Origin of the sequence: uncultured Lactobacillus sp. (assembly GCF_946477725.1) — a bacterium.
Lineage (GTDB): Bacteria > Bacillota > Bacilli > Lactobacillales > Lactobacillaceae > Lactobacillus.
Genome location: NZ_CAMKZC010000031.1, coordinates 1 through 11,765, shown reverse-complemented (window position 1 = coordinate 11,765; position 11,765 = coordinate 1). Strand labels below are relative to the sequence as shown.

9 protein-coding genes, 1 tRNA gene and 1 pseudogene are annotated in these 11,765 nt (G+C 38.9%); all 11 read right to left on the bottom strand.

Annotation, left to right across the window (positions count from 1 at the left end):
- Positions 1-311, bottom strand: a pseudogene (locus Q0R51_RS08280) (Asp-tRNA(Asn)/Glu-tRNA(Gln) amidotransferase GatCAB subunit B); the annotation flags it as partial.
- 3 nt (positions 312-314) lie between these two features.
- Positions 315-1,754 (bottom strand): Asp-tRNA(Asn)/Glu-tRNA(Gln) amidotransferase subunit GatA, encoded by a 1,440-nt coding sequence (gene gatA, locus Q0R51_RS08275; protein WP_294758027.1) that lies wholly within the window; start codon positions 1,752-1,754, stop codon positions 315-317.
- Positions 1,754-2,056: an Asp-tRNA(Asn)/Glu-tRNA(Gln) amidotransferase subunit GatC gene (gene gatC / locus Q0R51_RS08270; RefSeq protein WP_046324527.1), complete on the bottom strand. Its 303-nt coding sequence runs from the start codon at positions 2,054-2,056 to the stop codon at positions 1,754-1,756. The genes gatA and gatC overlap by 1 nt, the downstream gene beginning before the upstream one ends.
- Positions 2,057-2,070: 14 nt before the next feature.
- Complete coding sequence (locus Q0R51_RS08265; RefSeq protein WP_294758023.1) at positions 2,071-3,210, bottom strand: CamS family sex pheromone protein; 1,140 nt, start codon at positions 3,208-3,210, stop codon at positions 2,071-2,073.
- A gap of 13 nt (positions 3,211-3,223) precedes the next feature.
- Complete coding sequence (gene ligA, locus Q0R51_RS08260; RefSeq protein WP_294758021.1) at positions 3,224-5,236, bottom strand: NAD-dependent DNA ligase LigA; 2,013 nt, start codon at positions 5,234-5,236, stop codon at positions 3,224-3,226.
- A 44-nt stretch (positions 5,237-5,280) separates the two neighbouring features.
- Positions 5,281-7,524, bottom strand: a complete 2,244-nt coding sequence (pcrA, locus tag Q0R51_RS08255; protein WP_294758018.1) for a DNA helicase PcrA — start codon at positions 7,522-7,524, stop codon at positions 5,281-5,283.
- A gap of 78 nt (positions 7,525-7,602) precedes the next feature.
- Positions 7,603-8,250, bottom strand: coding sequence for a glycoside hydrolase family 73 protein (locus Q0R51_RS08250; protein ID WP_110445793.1), 648 nt, complete (start codon positions 8,248-8,250; stop codon positions 7,603-7,605).
- A gap of 166 nt (positions 8,251-8,416) precedes the next feature.
- Positions 8,417-8,502: transfer RNA gene (locus Q0R51_RS08245), tRNA-Leu, on the bottom strand.
- 73 nt (positions 8,503-8,575) lie between these two features.
- Positions 8,576-10,327: an ABC transporter ATP-binding protein gene (locus Q0R51_RS08240; protein ID WP_294758015.1), complete on the bottom strand. Its 1,752-nt coding sequence runs from the start codon at positions 10,325-10,327 to the stop codon at positions 8,576-8,578.
- Between the two features lie 77 nt (positions 10,328-10,404).
- The gene (locus tag Q0R51_RS08235; protein WP_294758013.1) at positions 10,405-11,085 is read right to left on the bottom strand and encodes a MarR family winged helix-turn-helix transcriptional regulator; all 681 of its coding nucleotides are present in this window, start codon (positions 11,083-11,085) and stop codon (positions 10,405-10,407) included.
- Between the two features lie 136 nt (positions 11,086-11,221).
- On the bottom strand, positions 11,222-11,686 hold the full coding sequence (locus Q0R51_RS08230; protein WP_294758029.1) for a SprT family protein: 465 nt from the start codon (positions 11,684-11,686) through the stop codon (positions 11,222-11,224).
- Between the last annotated feature and the right edge of the window lie 79 nt (positions 11,687-11,765).

Sequence of the window (11,765 nt, the reverse complement as noted above, 5' to 3'; positions counted from 1 at the left end):
TAGCCATCACGAGCTAGTGGTTGGAAAAATTGGGTAATCTGATAAGCCTTAGGACTATCAGGGTAATAATAATTTTTCCGGTCAAAATGAGTGGTTGGCAAAATATGAGCATGTGTGGCCAACGCCACCATAATTCCTAAACGGTAAACGTCCTTGTTAACGTAAGGTAAAACACCTGGCATTGCCCAATCAATGACATTTGTTTCAGTGTTGGGTTTTGCACCATAACTTACTGGCGAAGGTGAAAAAATCTTACTTTTAGTTTTTAATTCAAAGTGAACTTCGAACCCAATCGTTGATTTAAAATTCATCAGTTAATCCTCCATTCCAGTTGGTGTTTTTTCATAAAACTTATTAGTTCTTTCAATAAAGTCAGCAACTTGGAAAATGCTGCCTTCATCAAACCGTTTGGCCATAATCTGCAGTCCTACAGGCATCCCGTCAACTAAACCAGCTGGAACACTGGCAGCAGGAATTCCTGCTAAGTTGGCTGAAATAGTCAAGATATCATTATTGTACATTTTAATCGGGTCAGAAATTTCACTACCGATACCAAAAGCAGGAGTGGTGGTGGTTGGTCCCACAATCACATCATTTTCAGCGAAAATCTGATCAAATTCGTCACAAATTAACGTTCTGACTTTAGATGCTTGTCTAAAGAAACGATCATAAGAGCCGGCTGAAAGAGCAAAGGAGCCCAGCATAATCCGCCGTTTAACTTCTTCGCCAAAACCTTCTGAACGAGACTTAACGTAAACATCTAATAGGTTCTTAGTGTCTTGAGCACGGTAGCCGTAACGAATACCATCAAATCTTTGCAGGTTTGATGAAGCCTCACTTGAAGCAATAATATAATAGTCGGGAACTACATACTTGGTTAAAGGCAAAGATACCTCAGTAATGATTGCTCCAGCATTTTCCAAAGCATCAATTTGTTCTTGAATTGCCTTGCGCATATCACCATCAACAGCAGCCATATATTCTTTAACTACCGCTACATGCATCCCCTTAACATCTTGACCAATGTACTTGGTAAAATCAGGCACTGCTCTAGTCGAAAGAGTGGAATCATGGTCGTCACTACCCGCAATAACGTTCAGAACTTCAGCTGAAGTCTTTGCCCGCTTACTCATCACGCCGATTTCATCTAAGGAAGAAGCAAAAGCAATTAAGCCCCAGCGAGAAACGCGGCCGTATGTCGGCTTAATACCAAAAATGCCGTTAAACGCGGAAGGCTGCCTGATCGAACCACCAGTGTCTGAACCCAAAGCAGCAACAACTTGGCCCGAGGCAACAGCAACAGCTGAACCACCAGATGAACCGCCCGGTACTTTATCCAAATTCCACGGATTATGGGTGATGCCAAAGTATGAATGTTCCGTAGAAGAACCCATCGCAAACTCATCCATGTTGGTTTTACCCACAAAAGTCACTTGCGCCTTTTTTAATCTTTCAATGACAGTCGCATCATATACCGGAATGTAATTATCTAGAATATGACTAGCTGCCGTTGTTTTAACACCATCAGTAATAATGTTGTCTTTAATGGCAATGGGAATGCCAGCAAGTTTATTATGAGCAAAGTCTAAATCATTTTGTGGCTTTGCATCTTCTTGAACAGTAATCCAGGCGTTCAACTTGTCATCTGTCTTTTTAATATTATCAATTGTATCTTGCGCTAATTTGTCGGCTGACAAAGTCTTGTGGGCAAGTTTTTCATTTAAAGAGTCAATATCTTCATTTAAGTAATTCATTACTCGTCCTCATCCTTATTAATAATTACCGGAACCTTAATGAAGCCATTGGCCTGTTCAGGAACATTTTTCATTAATTCAGCTCGATCTTGCCAGTGTTCAGGCTCATCTTCTCTAAAAACAGTATCACGATCAACAACCTGAACGGTTTCTTTCACACCAGCAGTATTAACTTCTGATAATTGATCAGCCATATTAATAATTGAACTCATTTGTTCAGTTACCTTGCTGATATCTTTTTCATCAATCTCAAGCCGCGACAAAGTCGCAACGTGTTTAATTGTATCTTCTGTAATTTCCACGCAAATATACCTCCTTATTCGCCACCATAAATATGGACTTGATAACTACTATCCCCTGTTTCTTTAGCAACTAAAGCCTGGATATCATTAACGGAACCAATCTTAATTTCGATTGGCACGTTATTAGCCAAATACTTCTTTGCGGTTGATAAAACCAGCCTGGTAAAACTTTGAATTTGCTCATACCCATAAAACTGGGTAGTAATTGTAATATTTTCTTGAGCTAATTTACCATTTTCATAGCGTAAAGTTGCTGTTACACCACTGATATTAGGGAAATAATTTTGAATAGATTCTTTAAAACTATTGAAACTGGAAGCATCACTGCTATTAATTGCTTTTTTACCACCAACCGTTGGTAAAACTTCCGCTTGAGTATTAATAGTTTTCCATTTAGTTATTTTACTACTATTAGCGGCCGCTGTCCCGCTCAAAAAGTAAGTTCCAGCCACTAAAGAATCCTTACTTTCTTTAGCAAAAAGCCCAACCGTAATTGGAATGTTCTTTAAAGCTTTCTTTTTCCGCAAACGAGCCACTACTTTTTGGGCCACTGCTTGCCCGTATTGCTTTTGCTGCGTACGTGAAATTTGTGCCTGGTATTCAGGACCATCTTTTTTCTTTTGATAATAGTCAATTGAATTAAGAGCAAGCCCAATACTAATACCACCTATGTGGTAATTTGAACCGGATCCCGTCAAAAAATCTTGTTCAATTATTTCTTCTAAATAAATTGGCTGGTAATTTTTCTTAGTTCCTATTTTGGGATTAAGGCCAGTGGGATTTGACTTTGACTTTCGTCCCAGCCATTGATTGGCTACAGTGGCAGAAATGTACTGGCCTTCCTGAAAGACATATGAATTTGTTGAATAAACGCCTTTAGAAATCTGGACCAAGCCTCGTTCTAATTCTCTGGTGTCGACAGAATTATCATTATCAGTCGCTGTCAGGCCAGATATTGGACTTGTTACATAATGCCCGTTTTTAAGCAAAACAGTATACCCATTATTACCAGTATCAGTAGTTTGATATGTTTTAGGGCTTGAATTCGATGATGTTTTAGCGTTATTCGCCAAGTTGGAATTTTTCAAGTTGCCGCAAGCCGTCAAACTCAATGACATTCCCAAAAGCGTTAATATTTGCAAGTATTTTTTCACTTTAAAAGTTCCTTTATTTAACTTGAGCAATTGCTTCTTCCTCAGTCAATAACGGTACACCGAGCTTCTGCGCTTTGGTGTATTTGGAACCAGCATCCTGACCATAAATTACATAATCGGTTTTCCTTGAAACTGAACCAGTTACCTTAGCACCAAGTGCTTGTAATTTCTTGGTAAACTCACTTCTAGTGTAATGCGCCAAAGTTCCTGTTAAAACGACAGTTTTATCTTTAAAGTAATTGTCTGGGATTGCTGCGGTGTCTTCAGGTTCTGCACCCAGATAATCCATGTTAACACCACTTTTTTTAAGTTCATTAACTAGATCTTTAACTTCATCTTGAGCAAAATAAGTGGTTAAAGATTCTGCAATTGTCATCCCTATTGTAGCGATAGCAGCTACATCTTGCACGTCTGCAGTTATAATCTTTGCCATATTTTTAAACTTTTGTGCAATTAATCTGGCAGCCTTTGCACCGACATGATCAATTCCAAGTCCAGTTAACAATAATTCAACGGAATTTCTTTTTGAATTATTGATGGCGTTTAATAAATTGCTGATAGATTTATCTTTAAAATGATCCAGTTTTTCCAAATCAGCAGCGGTTAAATGATACAAATCAGCTACATTATGAACTAGACCATTCTTAATTAACTGCCGCACGATCTTAGGCCCTAAGCCGTCAATATTCATAGCCGGTCTTGAAGCAAAATGAGTTATGCCCTCTTCAATTTGAGCAGGACACGACGGATTAACACAGCGCAATGCTACTTCATCTTTTAGATGAATCAATTTTTCTCCACACGATGGGCACGTTGTCGGAATCGGATAAGGTTGAGCATCCTTCGGCCTTTTAGCTAATACCACTTCTGAAATCTCGGGTATAATATCACCCGCTTTATGTAACATAACGGTATCGCCAATACGGACATCTTTTTGTTGCAATAAATCGGCGTTATGCAAAACAGCATGAGAAACTGTAGTACCAGCTAACTGGACAGGATCCATAATCGCAGTTGGCGTTACAACTCCAGTACGGCCAACCGTCCACTTAATTTCATGAACCACAGTTTCCTGCTCTTCAGGAGGAAATTTATACGCTATTTCCCAACGGGGCACTTTGACGGTATTTCCTAGTTCTTGTTGTAAGTCCAAATCGTCAACTTTTAAAACAATCCCGTCAATACCGTAATCCAGCGAATTTCTTTTAGCAGTATACTCGTCAATAAAAGCAAAAATATCGGCCATTTTTACAATTCTGCGCCCGGTTTGGTTAGTGTGAAAACCCAGCTGCGTCATTTTTTCAATTGCCTGGTGTTGGCTGGTAATTTCTGCTGGTGGATTAACCCAGGTATAAATAAATGTACTTAAGTGCCGGTGTTTGGTAATACTTGCATCTAATTGCCGTAAAGAGCCGGCTGCGGCGTTGCGCGGATTAGCAAAAGTTGTTTCACCTTTTTCATCACGCTCCGCATTGAGTTTAGCAAATGGTTCTTTACCCATGTAACATTCACCCCGGACTTCCGTGGTCAATTTTGCGGGCAAGGTTTGCGGTATATCAGAAATATAGCGCGCATTAGGAGTAACGTCCTCACCTACTTGACCATTTCCCCTGGTAGAAGCCCTGGTTAATTTACCGTCAGTATATTCTAAGGCAATAGACAGACCATCAATTTTTAACTCTACGTTATAAGCAACTTCGTGACCTATTTGTTTTTGGACTCTGTCATCAAATTCCTGCAGTTCTTCTTTAGAAAAAACATCTCCCATTGATAACATTGGAATTTCATGAGTAACCTTAGTAAACTGATTGTCAATCTGTCCCCCTACTTTTTGAGTAATGGAATCTTGTGACACCAGCTGCGGAAATTCCTGCTCAAGTTCAACTAAACGATTATAGTTTTTATCGTACACATTATCTTCAACTTCAGGTGTGTCCTTTGTATAATAGGCATTTGCCCATTCGTCTAGTTTATCTCTTAGAGCTGCGACTTCTTTTCTGGCCTCATCAAGAGTTAAATCTGCCATTTTCTTCCTCCTGATTTAAAACTATTTTTTTATTTCTGCTTTTATTATACCTTTTTAATTGGTGCAAATGCTGCTAGAAGCCGCTTGATTCCTTTGCCACTAAAAGCAATATCAAGTTCCATGTCTTCGCCTTTGCCGTTAACTTTAGTTACAACACCTCTGCCCCAGGACTTATGCTCTACCTGGTCGCCGACATTCCAGCCTTTTTTCTCTGCTCCCACTGCACCAGCAGGTTTAACTTTGGGAGTATAAACCTGTGCACGTGCCCGTTCATCACTGTTAGCAAAAGGTGCAGTTTCAGCTTGCAAGTTAGCACTAGTCAAGGTAATTGGGACGGAGTTTTCAATATTCAGATCGTCTTGATCAATTTCTGCCAAAAATCTGGAAGGAGGATTATTTTGCATTCTGCCATACATCATGCGTGAGTATGCATTTGTTAAAAACAGTTCGCGCTTAGCTCGGGTAATACCCACATAAGCTAATCTGCGCTCTTCTTCCAGCTGATCATCTTCCATCAAAGCGCGTGACAAAGGAAAAAGTCCATCTTCCATTCCCACTAAAAAGACTACTGGAAATTCCAGCCCCTTTGCGGCGTGTAATGTCATTAACGCAACTTGATCATCATTATTGGCCAAATCATCTTGGTCACTTAAAAGAGAAACCTCGGACAAAAAGTCACTCAATGCATTTTCAGTGTCATCGTTTTCTTCATATTCATCGTCAAAACGCTTAGTAACAGACAAAAATTCATCCAGGTTTTCTAATCTAGTCTCTGCTTCAATTGTATGTTCAGCTTTCAGGGCAGCAGTATAGCCAAAATCTTGCAGTATTTTTTCAGTCAGACCAGTAACTGTATGATCTTTAGCAAAGTTAATCGCATCGCGTAATTTAGCGCCAAAATCACTCAGTCTGGCGCCTGCCCGAGCAGTAACGCCCGACATACTAATGTGATCAAAGGCTCCTAAAATTGATAAACCATTATCACGGGCAAAGTCCATAAAACGCCGCACACTAACTGGTCCAATACCGCGCTTAGGGGTGTTAATAATCCGGTTGAAACTCATGGAATCGCTGGGATTAGCTACTAACTTTAAATAAGCCATAATATCCATGATTTCTTTTCTATCATAGAATTTATGCCCACCAACAATTTGGTAAGGAACATTTGACTTAACAAAGGACTCCTCAACTGTTCTGGATTGCGCATTAGTGCGGTATAATACCGCAAAATCGTGGTAAGAGCGCTTTTTCTCTTTTACCTCTTCTTGTATTTTAGCAATAATAAAGTGCGCTTCATCGTCGCCACTTTGGGCGCGATAATAAGTTACTTTTGCACCTTCACCTTGGTCTGTCCACAGCTTTTTGGCTTTGCGGTTACGATTATTCTTAATTACGGCATTAGCAGCTGCTAAAATATGACCAGTTGAACGGTAATTTTGCTCCAGTTTGACAGTTTGCACGCCATCATCATGATAGTCCTGCTCAAAATTCATAATGTTTTCCATGTTAGCACCGCGCCAGCCATAGATTGACTGATCCGCATCACCGACAACACAGATATTTTTATATTGTGCCGCTAAAGCATGACACAGTTCGTATTGTGCCTGGTTGGTATCCTGGTATTCATCTACCAGTAAATAACGAAATTTATTTTGATAATAATGTAAAACTGTCGGAGCCTTTTTGAATAAAACCAGAGTTTGCATAATCAAATCATCAAAGTCCATAATTTGATCATTCTTTAGGCGTTTTTGATACTCCTGATACACTTGAGCAGTTATTTTTTCAAAAGGTGAGGCAGCGCTGGCTGAAAATGCATCTGGAGTAAGTAAATCATTTTTGCCATTGGAAATGGCAGACAAAATCCTCCGTGGTTCATACATTTTGGGATTAATATTTTGCTCTTTTTGAATATGTTTAATTAAAGTGAGCTGTTCAGCTGAATCAGCAATCGAAAAATTACCGCTATAACCAATTTTTTCAGCATCCCGTCTTAATATGCGGACACAAAGAGCATGAAAAGTCGACATCCAGATACCGTCAGCCTGCTGTCCCAATAACTTATATTCGCGCTCTTTCATTTCAGTAGCGGCTTTATTGGTAAAAGTAATAGCCAAAATATTCCAAGGCGCGATCCCTTTTTCAGCAACTAGATAAGCAATTCGCCGCGTTAGCACAGATGTTTTCCCAGAACCCGCTCCAGCAACGACTAATAAAGGCCCTTCTGTAATCTGTACTGCTTTTTTTTGCTGTGGATTTAAACCCTTTAAAATTGATTCTACGCTCATTCTGAATCCTCTCACCCCAAATTTTATAACTCTTCTATTGTACCAAAAATCGTAGCCTTATTTGTTACCCTGTGCATTCTATTTATCAAAACGGTCAAGATTGTATTCTTCAATTAATTTAATCAGTTTGTCCGCATAATCAGGGTCGGTGGCATAGCCGTCCTTGACTAAAGCATGAGCCTGAGCTTCATAATTTTTGGCTGCCAGAACGTGCCGGTACTGCTTGGCATCCCAAGTTGTCCCTTTTTGGAACAAGCGCGCATGAGCCCTGATTGAAGCTTCATAAGAGTCATAAATTTGAAAACGAGCTTTAATTTCAATCCACTTGCCTTTTTCAAATTCTTTGGTTTTCAAGACAGCAGAGGTATTAGGGTTATTGCCTTTGACACCAAAGAGGTTATTGTATTTTTGCGAAAGATCGCTTTTTCCATAATCACTTTCGAGACAGGCTTGGGCAATTGTAATACTAGGTAAAAGATCAAAAGATTTATCCACTTCTTTAGCTATCGGGCCAATTTCACGGATAAAGGCCTTATGCTGTCTGATAATCTTTTGCCTTGCCTCTTCACGCGCAAGCTGCTCTTGTCTAATCTGTTCAGACTGAATTGCCTGCCTACGATAATAACGAAAAGCCACAAAAGCAATTATTAACAAAAATAAAATAATAAAAGTGCGCATAATGATTGCTGTATTAGATAACTTCTTGCTTCTTCGTTTTCTCGCCATTTGTTTTCCCTTGCTTTAAAAAATCTCTTCTTAAGTATAACCTCTCTTAATTATAAAACTATACAATATAATTAATTTTTAAAATAAAGTTAGTTGGTTGCAAAATAAATCTGCTCAAAAATAAATTAAGCACAAAAAAATGGAGCCAAAGCTCCATTAAAGCAAATGCGGGCAAGAAGACTCGAACTTCCACGATCTAAAAGCGATCACAAGATCCTTAGTCTTGCGCGTCTGCCATTCCGCCATGCCCGCAACACATTCAATACTATAACCCAAAATTGAATTTAGCACAAGAGTTTTCTTAATCATTTTTATGTAAAAGCGGTTAATTTACCATCTGCTCGGTGACATACTTAGCGTATAAACTATGCTTTTGCATCAATTCGTGATGGGTGCCATGGCCTGTAACCTTACCGTGTTCTATAAAATATATTTGATCGGCATTAACAATCGTCGCCAGTCGGTGCGCAATTACCAAAGTAGTTCTATTGACCATTAGTTTATCGAGTGCCTGTTGCACTTTTCCCTCTGATTCTGAATCGAGACTAGCCGTAGCTTCATCCAGCATTAAAATCTTAGGGTCACGTAAAAATGCTCGTGCTATAGCTAAGCGCTGCTTTTGACCACCAGAGAGCTTAATTCCGCGTTCACCTATTTCAGTCTCCATCTGATCAGGAAATTCACGGACAAATTGATCCGCATAAGCCAAAGAAAGTCCATGCCAAAGATCTTCATCGGTCATCTTTTTAGTTAAACCATAAACCAGGTTTTCCCGAATTGTTCCAGAAAAAATAGCACTATTTTGAGAAACATAGCCTATTTGGCAGCGCCAATTTGCGAGGTCAATATCTTGAATGTTCTGGTTTCCAATAGTAATTTTGCCACTATCCGGTTGGTAAAACCGCTCTAGTAATGCAAAAATAGTTGACTTCCCGCCACCACTGGGACCAGCAAAAGCAATTACAGAATTTGGCCGTGAAACAAATGAAATTGACTGTAAAACTGGTTCATTTTTCACATAGCTGAAATTCAGATTTTGTGCAGTTAAAGTTTTATTAGTTAAATCGCAGGTCTGTTGACCCGAGTTCTTTTCGGGCTCTATTCGTAAAATTTCTTGGATACGTTCAGTTGAGCCTAAGGCTTTTTGAATCTGGGAGAAAAAGGTGGCAAAATTGGCAACAGGGCCAATAACATTAAATAAGTACAGTAAAAAGGCCACTAATGAACCACTTGTTAAAGAACCTTGACCAACGCGAATAATGCCAAAAGCCAAAATGCCGGCAAAAGCAGCCATCATCAAGGTCATAATGATTGGCTGTAAAACAGCTTCGACGCGTGCGTCTAAAACTCCAATGGTGAAAATTTTATTGATTCGGTGATTACCAGCTTCCTGCTCATGTTTTTCGCCGTTACTGGATTTAATCAAGCGGACCTCAGATAGTTTTTCACTGACCTCACCATTAAATTTGGCTGTTTCCGCTTGTAGTTTCCGACCTAGTCTCACCATTATGCGACCAACCGGTAATAAAATTACTACCACAATAGGAACTACGACAAACATTAAGGTGGCCATTTCCCAATCCATCACAAATAAAATGATTAATGAGAAAAATAATTGGATTGCGCCGGTAATAAAATTAGGAAACTGCGAAGCCAGTAAATCTTTTATTATTCCAGTATCATTGACTAGTCGCGAGCTGCTTTCACCCACTTTATTAGCATCAAAATAAGTAACAGGTAATTTTAACAGGTGAGCCCATAACCGTTCACGCAGGGTCTTGACTACGCTTTCACCAAAATAGCGCAGTACATATCCGCCCAAAGTTCCTAAAACTAGCTGCAACACAAAAACTACAATGATAATAATTAAACTTGAATAATTAAAGTTATCCCATTTACTAGTGTCCACCAGCTGCCTGGTTAATAAAGGTAATGCTAAATTGGCTGCACTTGTGACAAGACTAAGTAGTAAACCAATTATGAACAAAGACTTTTTCACATTTAAACTTTTTAGCAGGTCTAAAAAGTCACTAATTTTAACATTTTGCTTTCCATCTTTACCTGACCCAAATGCCATAAAAGATACCGGCTTTCCTTATTTAGACTAAATAAAAAAGTTTTTCAATAATTGAAAAACTTTAATCATGTTGCTAATTATAAATCTTCATCTTCATTATGCCAAAATTTACGCCAAAAGTCGCGGTCATAACCGTGCATCTTATCATAATTGCAATAATTTCTGTTAAAATCAGCGCGAGGGCAGTCATGATGATAGTGATGCCGTTCATGCATATGATGACACATAGCGCGCATATCTGATCTTGAAAAATTATGCTCAGCGGCATATTCACGCCATTTTTTAATTCTTTCCATCCGATAAGCTGGGTCAACAAAAGAGCTGGCTTTATCCTTGAAATCATCATCCCAGCCCGCAGCAATTTTTTGCAGATACTGACCAAATTGGTCTTGCTCTTCCGCAGTCAAACCAGCAAAAAACGGTGCAGTATCTTGCTTGGCCTTTTGTTCGGCTAACTTTGCGGCCTTTTCTTTTCCGCTCTCTGTTAGATAAACTCGTTTAACCCGTTTATCCTGCTCATTAACTTCACGTCGAATGTCGCCTTTTAACTCCATCTTTTTCAACAGTTCTGCTAAAGAGCCCGGCTTCAGAGCTAAAATCTCAGCCAGATAATTTTGGGTTAGGCCGTCTTCCAACTTTAAGATTGCTAAAACTCGTTTTTGACCAGATATCGGCTCTTTATTCTGAAACATGTAGTAGCGACTGGCACGCATAATAAAATGAAGTTGTTTCATTAATTGATCACTTGTTTGACTCATAATTAAACTCCTTTAATAAAAAAATAAAAAGTTAGGTACCTAATATATTTTATAAGATAATTATAGTTTGGTACCTAACATTTTGTCAAACAAAAAATTTAAAAATTGTTTTTAATTCATCTGTGGTCAACCAATTTTAATTTACCTTTACGTGGTCAACCAATTTTAATTTACCTTTACAATGACCACACGCATATCGTCGTAAATCTAGCCGGCGAACTCGCCAATATTTTTGTCCGCAAACTGTACAAACGTATAAGTATTTTGCTTTGCTTTTGCGTCTGAGACCAATATCCGGTGCATACCTTGAACCACCAACTTTATTAAGTAAAACTTTAAAATCATGGTCTTGATGACGATATCCTCTGTGATTTAAATGTAAGTGGTAATGCGTCAATTCGTGCTTAATTATGCCAATCAATTCTTGATAATATTGCGGCACTAAAAAATGCGCATTAATTTCAATGTGGTGATCATCTAAATGATACCGACCACCAGTTGTTGTCATGCGCTTATTAATTTTTACTTGGTGCTTAAACTGTCTGCCAAAATACTTAAGAGAAACTTCTGCCACCAGGTTCTGTAATTCTTTTTCAGTCAGATTATCTGAAAACTTTGGCATATAGTGCTGCCTCTTTTTTCGTTTTGATCCTGACTTTCAGAGCCGTCACTAATTTTCT

Excerpts from the sequence above, each read along its gene's own strand:
- gatA (WP_294758027.1), bottom strand. The coding sequence starts at position 1,754 with ATGAATTACTTAAATGAAGATATTGACTCTTTAAATGAAAAACTTGCC.
- ligA (WP_294758021.1), bottom strand. The coding sequence starts at position 5,236 with ATGGCAGATTTAACTCTTGATGAGGCCAGAAAAGAAGTCGCAGCTCTA.
- pcrA (WP_294758018.1), bottom strand. The coding sequence starts at position 7,524 with ATGAGCGTAGAATCAATTTTAAAGGGTTTAAATCCACAGCAAAAAAAA.
- Q0R51_RS08250 (WP_110445793.1), bottom strand. The coding sequence starts at position 8,250 with ATGGCGAGAAAACGAAGAAGCAAGAAGTTATCTAATACAGCAATCATT.
- Q0R51_RS08240 (WP_294758015.1), bottom strand. The coding sequence starts at position 10,327 with ATGGCATTTGGGTCAGGTAAAGATGGAAAGCAAAATGTTAAAATTAGT.
- Q0R51_RS08235 (WP_294758013.1), bottom strand. The coding sequence starts at position 11,085 with ATGAGTCAAACAAGTGATCAATTAATGAAACAACTTCATTTTATTATG.